General features: G+C 65.9%; 13 protein-coding genes. 4 read left to right on the plus strand and 9 right to left on the minus strand.

The features are described 5' to 3' along the window. The 6 genes from AB0366_RS10230 to AB0366_RS10255 all read right to left on the minus strand — a co-directional run. Positions 1-2,981: condensation domain-containing protein (locus tag AB0366_RS10230; RefSeq protein WP_366243883.1), on the minus strand; the 2,981-nt coding region annotated here is incomplete at its 3' end. Between the two features lie 665 nt (positions 2,982-3,646). After that, positions 3,647-5,170 (minus strand): apolipoprotein N-acyltransferase, encoded by a 1,524-nt coding sequence (gene lnt, locus AB0366_RS10235; protein WP_366244387.1) that lies wholly within the window; start codon positions 5,168-5,170, stop codon positions 3,647-3,649. Between the two features lie 58 nt (positions 5,171-5,228). Continuing rightward, positions 5,229-6,824 carry an amidohydrolase gene (locus AB0366_RS10240; protein WP_259467924.1) on the minus strand — a complete coding sequence of 532 codons (1,596 nt, stop codon included), beginning with the start codon at positions 6,822-6,824 and terminating at the stop codon, positions 5,229-5,231. Positions 6,825-6,841: 17 nt separating this feature from the next. Then, complete coding sequence (locus AB0366_RS10245; RefSeq protein WP_121869848.1) at positions 6,842-7,378, minus strand: FxsA family protein; 537 nt, start codon at positions 7,376-7,378, stop codon at positions 6,842-6,844. Positions 7,379-7,460: 82 nt separating this feature from the next. Next, positions 7,461-8,117 carry a response regulator transcription factor gene (locus AB0366_RS10250; RefSeq protein ID WP_121869849.1) on the minus strand — a complete coding sequence of 219 codons (657 nt, stop codon included), beginning with the start codon at positions 8,115-8,117 and terminating at the stop codon, positions 7,461-7,463. 16 nt (positions 8,118-8,133) lie between these two features. Further along, positions 8,134-9,297, minus strand: a complete 1,164-nt coding sequence (locus AB0366_RS10255) for a sensor histidine kinase (RefSeq protein ID WP_121869850.1) — start codon at positions 9,295-9,297, stop codon at positions 8,134-8,136. A 17-nt stretch (positions 9,298-9,314) separates the two neighbouring features. Here AB0366_RS10255 and AB0366_RS10260 point away from each other — a divergent pair, with 17 nt between their 5' ends. From AB0366_RS10260 to AB0366_RS10270, 3 genes are read left to right on the plus strand one after another with little or no spacing between them, the layout of a single operon-like run. Then, on the plus strand, positions 9,315-10,082 hold the full coding sequence (locus AB0366_RS10260; RefSeq protein ID WP_121869851.1) for a TSUP family transporter: 768 nt from the start codon (positions 9,315-9,317) through the stop codon (positions 10,080-10,082). After that, positions 10,064-11,620 carry a TldD/PmbA family protein gene (locus AB0366_RS10265; RefSeq protein WP_121869852.1) on the plus strand — a complete coding sequence of 519 codons (1,557 nt, stop codon included), beginning with the start codon at positions 10,064-10,066 and terminating at the stop codon, positions 11,618-11,620. The genes AB0366_RS10260 and AB0366_RS10265 overlap by 19 nt, the downstream gene beginning before the upstream one ends. Next, positions 11,617-12,993, plus strand: a complete 1,377-nt coding sequence (locus tag AB0366_RS10270; RefSeq protein WP_121869853.1) for a metallopeptidase TldD-related protein — start codon at positions 11,617-11,619, stop codon at positions 12,991-12,993. The genes AB0366_RS10265 and AB0366_RS10270 overlap by 4 nt, the downstream gene beginning before the upstream one ends. Before the next feature lie 16 nt (positions 12,994-13,009). Here the strand turns inward: AB0366_RS10270 and AB0366_RS10275 are convergent, their stop codons facing one another. The 3 genes from AB0366_RS10275 to cobN form a co-directional block, all read right to left on the minus strand. Beyond that, positions 13,010-13,435 (minus strand): VOC family protein, encoded by a 426-nt coding sequence (locus tag AB0366_RS10275; protein WP_121872406.1) that lies wholly within the window; start codon positions 13,433-13,435, stop codon positions 13,010-13,012. A gap of 83 nt (positions 13,436-13,518) precedes the next feature. Next, a complete protein-coding gene (locus tag AB0366_RS10280; protein ID WP_121869854.1) occupies positions 13,519-13,899 on the minus strand; it encodes a PPOX class F420-dependent oxidoreductase in 381 nt (126 codons plus the stop codon). Positions 13,900-13,917: 18 nt separating this feature from the next. Next, positions 13,918-17,523, minus strand: a complete 3,606-nt coding sequence (gene cobN, locus AB0366_RS10285; RefSeq protein WP_366243885.1) for a cobaltochelatase subunit CobN — start codon at positions 17,521-17,523, stop codon at positions 13,918-13,920. Positions 17,524-17,770: 247 nt separating this feature from the next. Between cobN and cobG the strand changes: the two genes are divergently transcribed. Then, positions 17,771-18,901: a precorrin-3B synthase gene (gene cobG, locus AB0366_RS10290; protein WP_366243886.1), complete on the plus strand. Its 1,131-nt coding sequence runs from the start codon at positions 17,771-17,773 to the stop codon at positions 18,899-18,901. Positions 18,902-18,942 lie beyond the last annotated feature (41 nt).

Here is an 18,942-nt window from a genome sequence, read left to right on the forward strand (position 1 = left end):
GGACCGTACGCATTGAACATCCGCCGACCCGGCGCCCACCGCGCCACCAACTCCGGCGCACACACATCACCACCGGTCACCACCACCTCGACCGAATCCAACCCCACCGGATCCACCGACGCCAACGCCGCAGGAGTGACGAACGCATGCGAGACCCGCTCCGCGGCCAACAACGACGCCAACTCCACCCCACCGAACACCAACGGCGGCGCAATCACCATCGTCGCCCCACCCGAGAACGCCAACACGAACTCGAGAATCGAGGCATCGAAACTCGGCGAGGCAAACGCCAACACCCGCGACGACGGCCCCACACCGAACCGAACCCGCTCCTCGGCAGCCAAGTTCCCCACACCACGATGAGTGACCACCACACCCTTGGGCACACCCGTCGAACCCGACGTATAGATCAGATACGCCGCATCATCGAGCCGCAACACACCCGAACGCTCGGCATCCAACACCGGAGCAGACGACCGAAACGCCAGATCCGCCACCACATCGGCATCATCGAGCACCACCCACGAGACCCCACCCACACCCGACAACACACCCACATCGGCACCCAACGTCACACCCACCACAGCACCCGAATCGACCAACATGTGCTCGATCCGATCCACCGGATAATTCGGATCCACCGGCAAGAACGCACCACCGGCCTTCGCCACCGCCCACACCGCCACCACAGACTCCACCGACCGCGACAACGCCAACGCCACGAACGACCCCGGACCCACCCCACACGACATCAACATCCGCGCCAACCGCGACGACGCCGCATCCAACTCACCATACGAAACAGACCGCGACCCCGACACCACCGCAACACCACCGACACCAGCAACACCCACAGCACCAGCCAACAACTCCGGCAACACCACACCCACCACAGACCGCGGACCACGAACCGGAGCCAGGCGAGCGCGCTCGGCGGTGGACAGCAGGTCCACATCGCCGATCAGCAGATCCGGCTCGCTGGTCAGAGCGTCGAGCATGCGTACGAGGCGACGGGCGAGCTGAGCCATGCTCGCGGCATCGAAGAGTTCTGTGGCGTAGTCGAAGACGACTGTGAGAGTGTCGGACTCGTCGACGGTGACGACCAGATCCATGCCGATCCCGTCCCGCGGCAGTGCGGACGGACCGAACCGGAGCGCTACCTGAGCAAGCGGGCTGTGCGATTCCGAGCCCGGCAGACCGAGGGCCGCGGCGACGTCGTCGAACGACGTATGACCGTGCGCCATCGCAGCATCGAAGTCGATTCCGGAGGCATCGACGAACTCGGCGAACGAGTGGCGAACGTCGGGTCGGGTCCGTAGTACCACGGTGTTGTCGTCATCCGCGGGCACCGCGATCGACACGTCGTCGGTGTTCGCCAGTCGCGAAAGCAACACGGCGAGAGCGGATTCGAAGACCACGAACGGAGTCGTGGAACGTTCGGCCGCCAATCCAGCCACCCCGGACCACGATTCGGATCCGATGGTCACCTCGTGGGATGCGCGAACGTGACCGATGTGCGAGGGGCGCGGTCGGTCGGTCGGAAGATCGAGGAGATCCGGGGCATCGGCGAGCCGATCGGTCCAGTAGGCGAGCTGGGCTGCGGCGCGACGCCGACGTTGGCCTTCGCGTGCGCTGTCCGGATGTACGTCGAGAACGGCGACATCGGGTCCGGCGGCGATGAAGGATTCCACCATCTCCACGAAGCTCGCATGGTGCGCGGTGAGGTCGTCGTCGTCGTACCGGTTGGGGTTGGCCCTGAAATCGACGAACGTCCTGGCCGGAGAACCGCTCTGATACACGTTGACCAGAAGATCCTCGACCGGGCCCGAGGTCACGATGTTGAACTCGCCGACGATCGAGCCCAGGTTGATCTGCTGATGGAACAGCATCATGTTGACCATCGGGCCGGAAAGCTGTTTGTCGCTGCCCGAGGCCGCCAGCTCGCGCCGAATGTCCTCGATGCTGAAGCGCTGATGCCGCAGGGCACCCATCAGTTCGAGCTGCACCTGCTGTACCAGCTCGCCGACGGTCGCGTCCTGAGGCACGTGGATCGAAATGGGTGCGACGTTGACGAGCATTCCACCGGATCGGCGAAGCAGTGCGGTGGTGCGCGCGGACACCGGGATGTTGACCGAGACGTCCTCTCGCCCGGTCATTCGCGAGAGGTAGCAGCCGAAGGCGGCGATGAACACCGCGGCTGCGGTTCCGCCCTTGGTCGCGTCGGACGCCTCGAGGTCGGCGACGACATCCTCGGGCAGAGCGACGCTGCGCAGTTTACTGGCGGCGATCGTGCGACCGGCCGTGTTGGACAGAGAAGCTCCGTCGTGGATGTCCGCGGCGCGAGCCGTCCAGTATTCCTTGTCGGACTCGAAGCGGGACGACGTCCGGTATTCCTGATCGAGCTCGTAGAGTCGGCGAAGCTCGGCCGCCTTGTTGGGGGCAGGCTCGACGTGTTCGACGGCCGCTGTGTACAGGGCTGCGGTTCGATTGACGAGCGTCATCGCACCGTAGCCGTCGAGAGCGACGTGGTGAATTTTGCTGTACCAGAGGTTGCGATCGTCCTCGACCTGGATGATCCAGCTCTCGACGAGGGGATCGTGTTCCATGTCGACAGGCTGCACGTAGTTCTCGTCGATCCAGTGCAGCGCCGAGGTCATGGGATCGTCTTCGCCGCGCAGATCCAGGTAGTGCACGGACTGGTCGATGGAGTGATCGACCATCTGGACCGGTTCGCCGTCCACCTCGGCAAGTCTCAGGTAGGCAGATTGGAATTCGTGTGCCGCGCGAGCCGTCGCGTCTTGGAGCACGGCGATGTCGAGGTTGCCGCGAAGGTCGACGTATTGTGCGATACAGACCGGGACGTCAGGGGCCAGCTGCTGGGCGAACCACATGCCACGCTGAGCGGATGACAGCGGGAAGCCGTTCTCGAAACCGGGGCCGGTCGGGGGCGTCTGAGACCCACCCGTAATTGCTGCGCGCATTCACTTGCCCTTCGGCGGCACGGTCACGGCGGCGAAGGCCGACGTCGAGTCGAACGACTCGGAGCCCTCGGTTCGGTTCGGACTGTCGAGCCGCGGCGGCCTGTGCGCGCGATTGAGCAATTCTGGCTTCCGTTCTGGTCTGCGTTCGTGTCGATTCACACACGTTCGGTGGTGATATGGCTCTGGATCAATTCGTCGCGCACAGCCGACCGGATTGAAACAGGGAGAGAACCCGGTTCTACCGAATGGAACAAACCATGAGTTCAATGAATGAGTGTGTGGTGATCCTCGAATCCATCGTTCGGTACGACATGAACTCCCCTCCCCGCCAGGCGTACGACACGCTCGACAATGTCGGTGTCGATACTGTTCTCACACACCAACGCGAGACCGTCGGTCATCCGCTGAAAGCCGACCCGGAAATTCCGCGTCGAGCACCCCAGCGGCTTACAAAGATACAACATCGGCGAGATTCTTTTGTGCAGTAATCATAAGAACCATCGATCGCCGTCTCCAGCCTGTTACAGAAGTGACCTCGAGTGCTACCCGAACAGATGCTATTCGGTCGAACGAATGACTCCGCACGCCGCATCGACCGGCATTGCCTCGCTCGTATCCGACTCGACGATGCGATAAACCGGCTATTTACCAACTCGGCGATTGTTTCAGGAGGCGGAGCGGCGGCGTCCGGCCAGCAGCGTCGCGCCGAGGGCTCCGACGGCTGCCAGACACAGCACGAGTTCCGATCCGAAGCCGATCCGTGTCGCGACGGTGAGGGATTGTCGCAGTACAACACTGGACACCAGCACGTCGGGGGTGAAGAGCGGCGTCTGCTGCAGGACGTGCCCGTCCGGCGACACGATCGCGCTCACGCCACTCGTCGCCGCCACCACCACAGTTCTCCCGTGCTCGACGGCTCGTACTCTGGACATGGCGAGTTGTTGGTACGTCATTTCGGTGTCGCCGAAGGTCGCGTTGTTGGTGGGTATGGCGATGAACTCTGCGCCCGATCGGACCGATTCCTCGAGGGCGCGATCGAATGCGACTTCGTAGCACGTCGCTATTCCGGCCGCTATTCCCCCAGCGTGTACCACTCCATTTCCGTTGCCGGGGACGAAATAGCCCGCTCGGTCGGCATATTCCGAAAACAATCGGAAGAAACTTCGGAATGGCAAGTATTCGCCGAACGGTTGAATTATCTTCTTGTCGTGCCGCTCACCGGGCCCATCGTTACCGTTCCACGCAATCACCGAATTCGTGTTCGTGCCATCGGCATTGACCAGTACGGTGCCGACGAGAATCGGAGCCCCCACAGCCACCGACGCCTGTGTGATGAGCGTCGCAGCGTCGGTATTTCTCAACGGATCGATATCGGACGCATTCTCGGGCCACACGACGAGATCCGGGGCAGGCTGCCTGCCGGCCTCGACGTCAGCGGCCAACGTCATCGTTTCCCGAACGTGATTGTCCAGTACCGCTCGCCGCTGTGCGTTGAAATCCAGACCCAGACGCGGAACGCTTCCCTGGACGGCCGCGATCGTCACCGTCCGTTCGTCGTCCTCCGGCGCGTCGTTGCTGTGCAGTGTCGGTAGCAACGCCAGCGCCACGATGGACGCGGCCGTCGTGGCAGCGACCGGTCCCAGGAACGAACGCGCTCCGTCTCGCCGGCCGACCGCGACCAGCAGCGCCGCCGTTCCGGTTCCGGTCAGTGCCACGCCGAAACTGAGCAACGGTGCGCCCCCGATGCTCGCCAAGGGAAGCAGCCAGCCCTCGGGTTGTCCGAATGCCAACCTGCCCCACGGAAAGCCACCGAAGGGAACACTGGATCTGAGCCATTCGGTCAGGCTCCAGGCCAATGCCATCGACAACGGCCACCAGGCACTCCGTGCCGCCAACACCCCGAGCACTCCGAACAGGCCGACGAAGACGGACTCGGCGACGGCGAGCGCCAGCCAGGGCATCGGTCCTACGTACACACCGATCCATGGGAGGAGCGGAACGAAGAATCCGAGTCCGGCGGCACAGCCGTAGCCGAATCCCGCTTTCAGCGATACCGACCTGCGGCCGCCGAAGCCGGTCAGGACAAGGGCCAGCAGCGCGATACCCACCGGTGCCAGGAACCACAGTGTTCGCGGCGGAAAGCTCGCGAATATCAGTGCACCACCGGCAACGGAGAGCGCCGTGGACATCGCGCCCAGGCGTAGCCGCTGCGCTGACGAGGCCACCGTCCCGGCACCCGAAGCGGACTCAGTTCTCATGGATGACCTGTCCGCGATGCACGGTCATCGAGCACTGTGGGCTGGTGGACGACGGGTCGAGACCGGGCAACGGAGATACCCCCGCGCGTGGGTCCGTCGACCAGCGTTGAACGCTGTCCTTGGGTGCTCGGACGACGAGTTCGTCGACCTCCCACACCGCGAAGGACGCGGGAGCTCCCGGCACCAATGTCCCTGCCAATCCGTCTCGGACTCCGCCTGCGCGCCACGCCCCGCGGGTACCGGCCGAGAAAGCGGCCCGAGGCGAAATGGCACTGCCCGGCGTGTGGTGGTTGACCGCGGCTCTGACGGTCGCCCACGGATCGAGTCGGGTCACCGGCGCATCCGAACCGAATGCGAGCGAGACCCCCGCCGATGCCAAGCGCGCGAACGGATGGAGCGCCGATGCCCGATCTGCGCCGAGCCGTGCCGAGTACAACCCGTCCGTACCGCCCCACAGTGCGTCGAACATCGGTTGCATGCTGGCGATCACGCCCCACGAAGCCAATTTGTCGGCCTGCTCGGGTGCAACCATTGCCAGATGTTCGAGCCGATGCCCGCGCGCGGCGACGGCCGGAGTTCCGAGCTCGGCCACCACCCGCTCGAATGCGGTGACGGCAGCCGAGATCGCCGCGTCACCGATGACGTGGAAACCGGCCTGTACTCCGGCCGTCGTGCACGCCGAGATGTGAGCGGCGATCGCATCGACGTCCTCGTACGGCACGCCCGATCCGGAGCTGTCGGCATACGGAGAGGACAACCACGCGGTCCGCGACCCCAGCGAGCCGTCGACGAAGATGTCACCGGCCAACCCGTGGGCACCGGTGCTTTCGAGTAGCTGCCGCGCCTGCTCGGCCGTCTCGACCAGCTCGCCCCAGTATCCGCGAACCTCCACCCCGTGTTCGGTGGACATCAGTGCGCGGAAGTCGTCGATACCCGACACGATGGGACCGGCACATTCGTGAACGGCCACGATTCCCTGCGCCGCAGCACTGTCGAGCGCAGCCGTTCGAGCCCGCTCCCGGGTATCGGCCGTGATCATCGACCGTGCCGTCAGCCGCGCGAGGTGATGCGCGGCAGCGGTGAGCGGGGACTGCCCCGAGAAGCCGGCGGTGGATTCGATGCCGGTCGCGGCAACGCGCAACGGCGTCGAGACGGCGGCCGAATGCGAATCGATGCGAGTGAGATACACCGGCCGCCCGGGCGCTGCCGCATCGAGGTCGGCGCTCGACGGTGCACGACGTTCGGGCCACTCGGTTTCGTCCCAGCCGTGTCCCCAGACCAGGGCGTCCGAGGACGACGATGCATGCTCGGCGAGCACCCGCATGCAGTGTTCGAGCGAGGTGCAGCCGGACAGATCGAGTCCGATCAACGACAGGCCCAGATCGGTGACGTGCACGTGAGTGTCCACGAACGCCGGTGCCACGAAGGCCCCGGCCAGGTCGGTGACGTTGACCCCTGGGTGGAGGGCTCGGCCGGTGCGATCCTCACCGATCCAACTGACGATCCCATCGGTCACGGCCATGGCGGTGGCGTCGGAAGCCATCGGACTGTAGATCCGTCCGCCGCAGAACAATTCGGTGGTCACGAACGACCAGTCTGCCCCTACCGGTGTGGCTTCCGGAAATCCCCAGCGGCGGGATCGGATCGGTCGGGCTCGATCACCTGTCCCTCGAGGATCGCCGCAGGACCTGATGCATTCGGTGTTCGCGTGCTGTCGTCGACGTGATCGTCGAGTATCTCTCCGTCGATGACGGTGGGGCGCATGCGCCGCGTCGCAGTCGCAACCTGCGGCAACCAGCGTGCGGCGGCCCACATCACCGCTGGGCGTAGCAGCCACCTTGTCGGCGGGATCAACAACAGCAATCCGATCACCGTGGTCACCAGACCCGGCACGAACATTGCAACCGACCCTGCGGCGAAGAGAGCTCCATCGGCCACGGCCCCACCGGCCGACCGCTCGCCTCGCGATGCTCTCTGCAGACCGTCCAACACGCGTCTGCCCTGCGATCGCACCAGCAGTGACCCGATCAGCGATCCGCCGATCAGCAGTACGACGGTCCAGAGCACGCCGAGCGCGCTTCCCACGGCGACCAGCGCTGCGACCTCGACCACGACATAGAGTACGAACAGAGCGAGCATGACGGTCCTTTCTTCGCTTCACCGGTACAACGCGCGGGGCATCGAAATCGCTCCCGAAGTGACCGGTTTGCCGGGAAGTTCTCTAAGAACCCGGCCGTACGAGGCCGGTTTCGTACGCCAGAACGACGGCCTGGACTCGATCGCGGACGCCCAACTTCGTCAGGATTCGGCCGATGTGAGTCTTGATCGTTGCCTCGGACAGATGCAGGCCGGCCGCTATCTCGGCATTGGACAAGCCGGTCGCCAAGTGCACCAGCACCTCGCGCTCACGGCCGGTGAGAGCGTCGAGAACGGAGGCGTCGGTGGTCGACGGGGTCTGTGCGACGAACCTCGAGAGCAAACGCTTGGTGACCTTGGGTGAGACGACGGCATCGCCCGCGGCCACGCTGCGAATCGCGGAGACCAGGTCTTCCGGTGGAGTGTCCTTGAGCAGGAATCCACTGGCCCCCGCCCTGAGCGCACCGAGCACGTGTTCGTCGAGATCGAAGGTCGTCATCACCAGAACCTTGGCGTCCGAACCCGATTCGGTGATGGTGCGGGTGGCCGCCACGCCGTCGATGCCGGGCATGCGGACGTCCATCAGCACCACTGCAGGTGCCAGTCTGGCCACGGCCTCGACGGCACCCGCCCCGTCGGCGGCCTCCCCCACCACCTCGATGTCGTCCTGCGCCTCGAGCACCATGTTCAACCCCATGCGCATGAGTTCCTGGTCGTCCACGACGACAACGGTGATCGGCACCGACCCAACCTAGCCCTCACTCGATCGGCAGCGTCGCCCGCACGAGCCAATTGCCGTGTGGCGTCCGACCCGCGTGCAGGGTGCCGCCGAGCACCGCTACTCGCTCGCGCATTCCGAGCAGTCCGTGTCCACCGCCGACCGCGGACGTCGGTGCGCCGGAGCCGGTGCCGTTGTCGGAAATCTCGACGGTGACGGCCTCTTCTCCGCGAACGACCTTGACGACGGCGCGCGGCGCATGGCCGGCGTGCCGTAGGACATTGGTCAGCGATTCCTGGACCAACCGGTGCACTCCGAGGCTGATCGCCGGGCTGATGTCGTCCAGGTTTCCGGTCTGCTCGAGCTCGACGTTCAACCCGGCGCGACCCATCATCTCGACGACACGGGCCAGGCCTGCTGTCCCGTACTGGGGCATGTCGTCCGAGTCGGGGGACGTCCGCAGCAACGCGACCGTGCGACGCAACTCCGCGAGCGCCGACCGGCCCGTGGCGGAGATGTTGGCCACGGCCTGCTCCGCGCGATCGGGGTTGCGCCTGATGGCATACGAGGCACCGTCGGCCTGGACCACCATGACACTGACGCTGTGGGCGATGACGTCGTGCAGTTCGCGTGCGATGCGCGTGCGCTCGGTGATCACGGCCTCTTCGGCGCGCCGGTCCCTGTCGTACTCGGCCACGACGAGACGGGCCTGCGTCGCTTCGTCGTATGCCCTGCGGGCACCGAGAAATTCCGCCGCGACCCACGACAGCGCGTACATCAGCGCGCTGAACAACAGTGTCGTGAAGACCGGTTGGGCGAACAGGTACAGATTCGCGGCGGTGTAGGCGGCGAGTGCGGCGGCATAGATGCCGCCCTGGACTCGACCGACGTACGCAACCAGGGTGTAGAGCATGATCGGCAGGGCCAGAGCGGCCGGGTGACCGTTGTACGCGTCGCCCACCAGGCTGCCCGCTATGTCGGAGCTGAGCGTGGTGACGAGAGTGAGTGCTGCGATCGAGCGAGGCAGACGGCGCCGCCACGCGACGGGAATCGTCAGTACGACCGAGAACACCAGGAACAACGGTCCGTTGAGACCGTCGACCGAGCTGACGAACACCAGAATGTCGACGACGAACAGCCCGGCCGCCAGTAGGGCATCGGCCACGAACGGCTGCCCGCGGAGCCACAGACTGAATCGACGCATGTGATTGAGTTTGCCGTATGACTGCTGCCGACTGGGGATTGCTGATGGTCGCTGCCACGGCCGCCGGCTGGGTCGACGCCGTGGTGGGCGGAGGTGGGCTCATCCTGTTGCCCGCGATTCTCCTCGTGGCACCTCAGCTGACCCAACAGGCAGCGCTGGCGACGAACAAGGCGACCGCCGTATTCGGTACCGTCGCCGCCGTCGTCACCTTCGCGCGGAAGGTCTCGCTGAACTGGGCGGTGCTGATTCCGGCCGGCATCCTCGCCGCCGTGGCTTCGGCGGCAGGCGCTGCTGCGGTGTCGTTGATCGATCGCGAGCTGTTCATCCCGATCATCATGGTCGTTCTCGTCGGTGTGGCCGTACTGGTCACCTGCCGTCCGACCATCGGTCTGACCGCGGCACCGTCGCCGCCCACCCATCGCAAAGTTCTGATCGTCATCGGGTGCGCAGCCGCCGGAATCGGCTTCTACGACGGCATCCTAGGGCCCGGCACCGGAACGTTCCTGATCATCGTCTTCGCCACGATGCTCGGAACCGAGTTCGTGCGCAGCGCCGCGATGGCCAAGGTCATCAACGTCGGGTCCAACATCGGTGCCCTCGCCTTCTTCGCCGTCACCGGCAGCGTCTACTGGCAACTCGGAGCGGTCATGGCGGTGTGCAACGTGCTCGGTGCCGTCCTCGGGTCGCGGACAGCGGTCGCCCGCGGTGCCGGATTCGTGAGAATCGTCCTACTCGTCGTGGTGGTGGGGATGGTAGTTCGCCTCGGATGGCAGCAATTCGGCTAGCGTCTTCAGGCGTGACGAGACAATCGGATCGGTCGGTCGACGCCGACTTCCTGGCTCTGCCCCTGCATGCCCTCGCGGACGCCGCCCTGAGCACGGCCCGCTCGGCCGGCGCAACGCACGCCGATGTTCGCGTGCAGCGCTTGACGACTCAGTCGATCTCGCTGCGCGACGGCTCCGTTCAATCCGCAATCGACGCCGGGGAGATCGGTCTCGCCGTGCGGGTCGTGGTCGACGGGACCTGGGGTTTCGCATCGCACGCCGAACTCGGCACCGACGCAGCCGCAGCCACGGCCCGGAGTGCAGTCGAGGTGGCCACAGCGCTGCGCGCACTCAATCGCGAACGCGTGGAACTCGCTTCCGAGCCGGTGTACTCGAATGCAATGTGGGTGTCGGAGTACGACATCGACCCGTTCGAGGTACCCACCGCCGAGAAGGTGGCACTGCTGGCGGAGTACTCGTCCCGGCTGGCCGCGTCGGACGGCGTCGACCACGTCACCGCTTCGGTTCTGCAGGTCAAGGAACAGTCGTTCTACGCGGATCTGGCCGGTAGCAGCATCACTCAGCAGCGGGTGCGACTCCATCCACAGTTCGAGGCCACCACGGTGGATCGATCCGCCGGTGCGTTCGAGACCATGCGCACCCTCGCGCCCCCCGTCGGACGAGGCTGGGAGTACCTGGGTGAGCACAGCACGTGGGACTGGGCCGACGAGCTGGCCCGTATCCCCGAATGGTTGGCCGAGAAGGTGAAGGCGCCGTCCGTCGTGGCAGGCCCGACCGATCTCGTCATCGATCCGACCAACCTGTGGCTCACCATTCACGAATCGATCGGGCACGCAACGGAATACGATCGGGCCATCGGCTACGAGGCCGCCTACGCCGGCACCTCGTTCGCGACCCCGGACCAGCTGGGTACATTGCGCTACGGATCGCCCATCATGCACGTCACCGCCGACCGAACCGAGGTCAACGGCCTGGCCAGCATCGGCTGGGACGACGACGGAGTGGCCTCGCAGAGATGGGACCTGGTCCGCGACGGGACACTCGTCGGATACCAACTCGATCGAGTGTTCGCCCCGAAACTCGGTCTCGAACGGTCCAACGGGTGCTCGTACGCCGATTCCCCGCATCACGTTCCGATCCAGCGCATGGCGAACGTGTCGCTGCAGGCCGACCCCGACACCGATCGATCCACCGCCGACGTCATCGGTGAGGTGGAGGACGGCATCTACGTCGTCGGCGACAAATCCTGGTCGATCGACATGCAACGCTACAACTTCCAGTTCACCGGCCAACGCTTCTACCGAATCCGCAACGGTGTGCTCGACGGCCAGGTGCGTGATGTGGCGTACCAGGCGACGACCACCGAATTCTGGGGCTCGATGGAACTGCTCGGCGGACCGTCCACGTGGCGACTCGGCGGCGCATTCAACTGCGGCAAGGCCCAACCCGGGCAGGTGGCCGCCGTCAGCCACGGCTGCCCCGTCGCGCTGTTCCGCGGCGTCAACGTCCTCAACACCCGATCGGAGGCAGGTCGATGATCGCGCCGCAGCTCGTGATCGAACGTGCACTCGCCTGCGCGAGTGTCGACGACACCATCGTGATCGTCACCGACTCCAGCGACGCGACTCTGCGGTGGGCCGGAAACTCCATGACCACCAACGGAATTGCCACCTCGCGGCGGTGGGAGGTCATCTCGATCGTGCGCGGGGCCGACACCGTTCGAGTGGGCACCGTGTCGTCGACGAGTGTCGACCCCGAGGACATCGCGGCAGTGGTTCGGGCGAGCGAAGCGGCAGCGCGATCGGCAGAGCCTGCCGAGGACGCGATGCCGCTGCTGCCTCCGGATTCGGTCGGTGCTGCCTCCGGCTCGGAGAACTGGGACCGCACGGCGGCGCACACGTCGATCGACGTGTTCGGTTCGCTGGCAACAGAATTGAATGTCGGTTTCGATGGCGACGACACACTGTACGGATTCGCGCAGCACACCGTCGACAACGTCTGGCTCGGAACCTCCACCGGTGTGCGTCGTACGTTCACGCAGCCCACCGGATCGGTCGAGATCAACGGCAAGCGATCCGGTGCGAGCGCCTGGGTGGGCACCGGAACCACCGACTTCCAGGACGTCTCGGCCGGAACCATGTTGGCCGAGCTGTCCACCCGACTCGGCTGGGCCCGGAACACCGTCGAACTGCCCGCCGGTCGCTACCAGACTCTCCTGCCCCCGTCGGCGGTGGCCGATCTGATGATCTACCTGATGTGGACCATGGAGGGCCGCGGAGCACAGGAGGGCCGCACCGCACTCTCGCGGGCCGGGGGAACGCGCGTCGGCGAAAAACTCACCGACCTGCCACTGACGTTGTACTCCGATCCACGCGTATCCGGACTCGAGTATGCGCCGTTCGTGGTCGCCGGGTCGTCGAGTGATTCGGTATCGGTGTTCGACAACGGCATGGACATCGAGCGTGTCGACTGGGTTCGCGACGGTTCGGTGGCGGCCCTGTCCTACCCGCGCGCAGCAGCGCAGAAATTCGACGCACCCGTCGCGGTCCCGGGCAACAATCTCGTCATGACCGGCGGCACCGACATCCGGCTCGACGAGATGGTCGCCGCAACCGAGCGCGGACTGCTGCTGACCACGCTCTGGTACATCCGAGAGGTCGATCCCACCTCGCTGCTGCTCACCGGGCTGACCAGAGACGGCGTCTACGCCATCGAGAACGGTCGAATCACCGGAGCGGTGAACAACTTTCGCTTCAACGAGAGCCCACTCGACCTGTTGCGACGCGTCACCGAGGCGGGCGCAACGGAGGCGACACTTCCGCGCGAGTGGAAGGACTGGTTCACTCGCACGGCGATGCCGCCGCTACGCATCCCCGACTTCCACATGTCCTCGGTGAGCGCCGCTCAGTAGGGCGCCGTGGCTCGGCCTACTTGTCGGGGCCGGAGAGCTCGAGAGCGATGTTGTCGGGGTCGCGGAACTCCAGGATGGACAGTCCGGGCCCTGCGTCCTTGATGCCCTCGTGCGCGATGCCCAACTCGTCGAGTGTCTTCACGGCGTCCTCGAGCGCGGCGCGGGTGTCGACGGTGAAACTGAGGTGATCGAGCCCGCAGCGGTCCTCGGCGAACGTGTCGTCGCTCGGCGCGACCGGGCGCAGACCGAGCAGACCGCCACCGAATTTGTAGATGACGCCGCCGAAGAGGAACCACAGGGCCTTCTTGGTCTCTTCGTCCGCGTCGGGATCCCAGGCGTACGCGACGTCGAAGCCGAACACCGAGTCGTAGAACGACCGGGACCGGTCGATGTCGCTGACGGTGAGGCGAACATGGTTGTAATCGGTCACTGCGATAGGCACGTGGTGCTCCATTCCGACAGCAGGGGAAGCTGCCTCACGAAGCATTCGGAACCGCGCATGCAATCGATGGCACCGATCGCGACTCAGGCCGCGGTGATCGCCAGCCCGATGGAGCCGCTCTTGCCCCGGCGCAGCACGCTTCCCTTGACCGTGAGCCAGCCGATGATGCCGTACTTCGACGCTATCGCCGAGCGGGCCTTCTCCGTCTCGGCCGCGTCGAGTATCTCGGCCCGCGCGTCGACCGCGTCGCCCTGGGGGGTACCGCGCATGTCGCACGGTGCCAGGGTGACTGCCGGGTTGCGGCGTATCCGTTTGACCTTCCACGAATCGGCCACCGTCCAGACCAGCAGCCGATCCCCGTCGAGGGCACCCCACAGCGGGGTCGGCACCCCGGTGCCGTCCTTCTTGAACGTCGTCAGCAGTACGTACTTGCCCTTGGCAATGTCTTCGAAGGTGGCAGCCATACCGCTCAGAGTACGTCGCTACTCCCCTTCGAGCTCGCCCTCGGTTTCGAGATACACCTGGCGCAAACCGTCGAGAACCTGCTTGTCCGGCTCGGCCCACATCTTTCGCTCGGCCGCTTCGAGCAGCCGCTCGGCGATACCGTGCAGCGCCCACGGATTGGACTGTTGCATGAACTTCTTGTTCTGCTCGTCGAGCACGTACGTTTCGGCCAGCTTCTCGTACATCCAGTCCTGCACCACGTCGGTCGTCGCGTCGTAGCCGAACAGGTAGTCCACGGTCGCTGCCATCTCGAAAGCGCCCTTGTAGCCGTGCCTGCGCATTGCTTCGAGCCACCGCGGGTTCACCACGCGGGCGCGGAACACCCTCGCGGTCTCTTCCGAGAGCGTGCGCGTGCGAACCGATTCCGGGCGTGTGCTGTCACCGATGTACGCCTCGGGCGACTTCCCGGTCAACGCACGCACGGTTGCGACCATGCCGCCGTGGTACTGGAAGTAGTCGTCGGAGTCGGCGATGTCGTGCTCACGCGTATCGGTGTTCTTGGCGGCGACAGCAATGCGCTTGTAAGCGGTGCGCATGTCGTCCGAGGCCGGAACGCCGTCGAGACCGCGCCCGTACGCGAAGCCGCCCCAGGTGGTGTAAACCTGCGCCAGATCGTCGTCGCTGCGCCAGGTCTTGCTGTCGATCAGCTGCAGCAGACCGGCACCGTACGTGCCCGGCTTCGATCCGAAAATGCGCGTGGTGGAACGTCGTTCGTCACCGTGCTCGGCGAGATCGGCCTGCGCATGCGCTCGCACGTAGTTCTGATCGGCCGGCTCGTCCAATGCGGCGACCATCCGGACCGCATCGTCGAGCAGTGCGAGCACGTGGGGGAACGCGTCGCGGAAGAATCCACTGATGCGGACCGTCACGTCGATGCGGGGACGGCCGAGCTCGTCGAGGTCGATCACCTGGAGCCGCGTCACCCTGCGCGACGCCTCGTCCCACACCGGCGAGACTCCCAGCAGGGCGAACACCTCGGCGATGTCATCCCCGGAGGTCCGCATGGCCGATGTGCCCCACACCGACAGCCCGACGGATTTCGGCCACTCCCCGTGATCCTGGCGGTAGCGAGCGAGCAGCGACTCCGCCATCGCCTGCCCGGTCTCCCATGCCAACTTCGACGGCACGGCCTTCGGATCGACGGAGTAGAAGTTGCGGCCGGTGGGCAGCACGTTGATCAGCCCGCGCAACGGTGAACCGCTCGGCCCCGCCGCGATGAAACCGCCGTCGAGTGCGTGCAGTACCTGGGCGATCTCACGCGAGGTGCCGCGCAGACGCGGAACGACCTCGGCTGCTGCGAATTCGAGAATCTGTGCAACCACGCTGCCGTGTTCGCCCGCCACCCGCGCGGCCGCTGCGGGATCCCACTGCGCTGCCTGCATCGCCGCGACCAATCCGTGGGCCACGGCCTCGATGCTGTCGACGCGGGTACGGTCCTCGTCGCCGTCCTCGCTGAGTCCCAGTGCCTCTCGCAGACCGGGGACAGTCTGCTCCCCGCCCCACATCTGCCGGGCCCGGAGCATCGCGAGCACCAGTTCGACCTCGGCGTCTCCGACGGGTTCCTGGCCCAGGATGTGCAGCCCGTCGCGGATCTGCACGTCCTTGATCTCGCACAGCCACCCGTCGACATTGAGCAGCATGTCGTCGAACACTTCCTCGTCGGGTCGCTCCTCGAGCCCGAGGTCCTTGTGCATCTGCGCGGCCGTCATCAGGGTCCAGATCTGCTGGCGGATCGCAGGCAGCTTGGCCGGGTCGAGTGCCGAGATGTTCGCGTGCTCGTCGAGCAATTGTTCGAGCCGAGAGATGTCGCCGTAGCTCTCCGCGCGCGCCATCGGCGGAATCAGGTGATCGACGAGAGTTGCATGCGCTCGGCGCTTGGCCTGCGTGCCCTCCCCCGGATCGTTGACGAGGAACGGATAGATCAGCGGCAGGTCTCCCAGGGCCGCATCAGTTCCGCAGGAAGCGGACATACCGAGTGTCTTGCCCGGCAGCCATTCCAGGTTGCCGTGCTTGCCCAGGTGAACCATGGCGTCCGCACCGAAGCCGCCGTCGGCCTTCGTGGCCGAGATCCACCGGTAGGCCGCCAGGTAGTGATGGCTCGGCGGCAGGTCCGGGTCGTGATAGATCGCAACCGGCTTCTCGCCGAATCCGCGCGGCGGTTGCACCATGATCACCACGTTGCCGAATTGCATGGCAGCGATGACGATTTCACCGTTCGGATCGGCAGACCGATCGACGTAGAGATCGCCCGGTGCCGGGCCCCAGTGCTCGACGACGCCATCTCGCAGATCTGCGGGAAGCTGCTCGAACCACCGGCCGTACTGCGCGGCCGAGATACGAATGGGATTGCCCTCGAGCTGGGCGTCGGTGAGCCAGTTGGGGTCCTGGCCGCCGCGGGCGATCAGCGCATGGATGAGCGCGTCACCGTCGCGAGCAGCCAGACCCGGCACAGAATCCGGGCCGTCCAGCGGTCCGAGGTCGTAGCCCGCGGTGCGCATGTCCGACATCAACGCGATCGCGCTTGCCGGAGTGTCGAGGCCGACGGCGTTGCCGATCCGCGCATGCTTGGTGGGATAGGCCGAGAACATCAGGGCGATACGGCGATCGGCAGCCGGAATGTGGCGCAGCCGCGCGTGTCGTACGGCGATGCCTGCCACCCGAGCGGCGCGCTCGTGGTCCGGGACGTACGTGGTCAAGCCGTCGTCGTCGATCTCCTTGAACGAGAACGGGACGGTGATGAGCCGGCCGTCGAATTCCGGGACCGCGACCTGCGTTGCCACGTCCAGGGGGGATAGTCCGTCGTCGTTCTCGGCCCACGTCGCGCGGGAACTCGTCAGGCACAGACCCTGCAGGATCGGCACATCGAGCGCGGCCAGCTCGGCGACGTCCCAGGCTTCGTCGTCCCCACCGGCCGACGCTCCGGCCGGTTTGGTGCCTCCGGCGGCCAGCACGGTCACGATCAGGGCGTCCGCCGACTTCAGAGTGTCGAGCAGGTCGGCTTCCGCGGTGCGCAGCGACGCGCAGTAGATCGGGAGCGCGGTGGCTCCGGCGTTCTCCACTGCGGTGGAGAGAGCATCGATGTACGTGGTGTTTCCGGCCAGATGCTGGGCGCGGTAGTACAGGATCGCCACCGTCGGACCGGCGGACTGCGGAGCGGCGTGCCGTTCGAGGTGGCCCCATGTGGGCAGGTGCCGTGGAGCGTCGAAACCGTGGCCGGTCAGCAACACGGTGTCGGAGAGAAAGTTGTACAGCTGACGGAGGTTGTCGGATCCGCCCTCGGCCAAGTAGTTGTGCGCTTGCGCAGCAACGTTGGCGGGCACTGTCGAGATTTCCATCAGGTCCGCGTCGGGTGCCTGCTCACCGCCGAGCACGACGACAGGCAGTCCGGTCGCGAGAACCGCGTCGATGCCCGACTCCCACGAGCGCCTCGATCCCAGGATGCGCACGATGATCAACTCGGCCGACTCGGCCATTGCCGGAATGTCCTCGGCGAGCAGCCGGGAAGGGTTGCCCCAGGTGAAGTCGGCTCCACTGGCACGGGCGCTGAGCAGATCGGTGTCCGACGTGGACAGCAACAAGAACACGGGTAACGCCCTCCTCGGGGGTTTCGCGCCCCTGACTTCGGTAGTTCGAATGGTCGGTGAAAACTTCTCTTCGACTCGTCGGCGAGAGGGTCTGACTCCTGCCCCGTCCCGTAGGACCGAAGGCCATCACAGTGGCGCGACCGTACCGGATTTTCGCCGGTTTCCTCTCGGCCGGAGCCGTGAACATCGAATGCTACCGGGGCGAGCGTGGAATCGGGCCACCCGTTGCGCTTGTAGCCTGGTGACCATGAGTTCGCCAGAGAGGTCGGTGCCCGACGGCTGCCCTGGAGCCCTGACGACCCATCTGGCCGCGGACGGGCCGCTGGCACGAGTTCGGCTGCCGGGCGGCGTCGTCTTGCCGGGGCAGATGCAGGTTCTGGCGCAGGCCGCTTCGGAGCTGGGTGACGACACGCTGGAACTGACCTCGCGGGGCAATATCCAGGTGCGCGCGGTGTCGGACCCGGACGGCTTCGCGACCAGGTTGGCCGACGCAGGGTTGCTTCCGTCCCCGACTCACGAGCGAGTGCGCAACATCCTCGCTTCGCCTCTGTCGGGCCGGGTGGGCGGCCTCACCGATGTGCGCGCGCTGGTCGGTGCGCTCGACGAGGGCCTGTGTGCGCGGCCCGATCTGGCCGAACTGCCGGGTCGGACGCTCTTCGCGCTCGACGACGGCCGAGGCGACCTGTGCGGCCTCGAACCGGATTTCGGTGCCTATGCCCAGTCCGACGGGTCCTACGCGGTGCTGCTGGCGGGCCGGGACAGCGGCGTTCGCGTGGACCGCGACAGCGTCGTGCCGACGCTGCTGAACTGCGCGGGCACCTTCGTGGAACTGCGGCAGTCCCAGTGGCGGGTGGCCGAATTGGACGATGGACCGGCGCGGATCCTCGACCGTCTCGGGCTCTCGGCCGGCCCCGTCCTACCGATGCCCGCACCCGTGGAGGTGCCACCGATCGGATGGCTCGACCAGGACGACGGTTTGGTGGCGTTGGCCGCCGGATTGGCCAACGGTGTACTCGGGGCGCGGCTCGCCGAGTTCCTCGCGGCCATCGATCGCCCGCTGATCATGACCCCGTGGCGGTCGTTGATCGTGTGTGATCTGGACGAGGAACCGGCCGAACAGGTCGTCCGGGTGCTGGCTCCGATGGGACTGATCTTCGACGCGGCATCACCGTGGATTCGAGTGAGCGCCTGCACCGGATCTCCGGGGTGCGAGAAGTCGATGGCCGACGTGCGAGCCGACCTCTCCGCGGCAGTCGATGCCCGAATGACTCCGCGCGACGAGCGGCAACACTGGTCCGGGTGCGAACGGCGTTGCGGACGGCCCAAGGGCGAGGTGACCGACGTCATCGCGACGGGAATCGGCTACCGCGTGTCCTGAGTGGTGCCTTCACCCCAGGTGCGACCGGCTTTCTGCTGAGG

The sequence above is a fragment of the Rhodococcus sp. NPDC076796 genome, from assembly GCF_040702765.1.
In the GTDB taxonomy this organism is placed as follows: domain Bacteria; phylum Actinomycetota; class Actinomycetes; order Mycobacteriales; family Mycobacteriaceae; genus Rhodococcoides.

Excerpts from the sequence above, each read along its gene's own strand:
- lnt (WP_366244387.1), bottom strand. The coding sequence starts at position 5,170 with ATGTCCACGGCGCTCTCCGTTGCCGGTGGTGCACTGATATTCGCGAGC.
- AB0366_RS10245 (WP_121869848.1), bottom strand. The coding sequence starts at position 7,378 with ATGCTCGCTCTGTTCGTACTCTATGTCGTGGTCGAGGTCGCAGCGCTG.
- AB0366_RS10255 (WP_121869850.1), bottom strand. The coding sequence starts at position 9,297 with ATGCGTCGATTCAGTCTGTGGCTCCGCGGGCAGCCGTTCGTGGCCGAT.
- AB0366_RS10260 (WP_121869851.1), top strand. The coding sequence starts at position 9,315 with ATGACTGCTGCCGACTGGGGATTGCTGATGGTCGCTGCCACGGCCGCC.
- AB0366_RS10265 (WP_121869852.1), top strand. The coding sequence starts at position 10,064 with ATGGCAGCAATTCGGCTAGCGTCTTCAGGCGTGACGAGACAATCGGAT.
- AB0366_RS10270 (WP_121869853.1), top strand. The coding sequence starts at position 11,617 with ATGATCGCGCCGCAGCTCGTGATCGAACGTGCACTCGCCTGCGCGAGT.
- AB0366_RS10280 (WP_121869854.1), bottom strand. The coding sequence starts at position 13,899 with ATGGCTGCCACCTTCGAAGACATTGCCAAGGGCAAGTACGTACTGCTG.
- cobG (WP_366243886.1), top strand. The coding sequence starts at position 17,771 with ATGAGTTCGCCAGAGAGGTCGGTGCCCGACGGCTGCCCTGGAGCCCTG.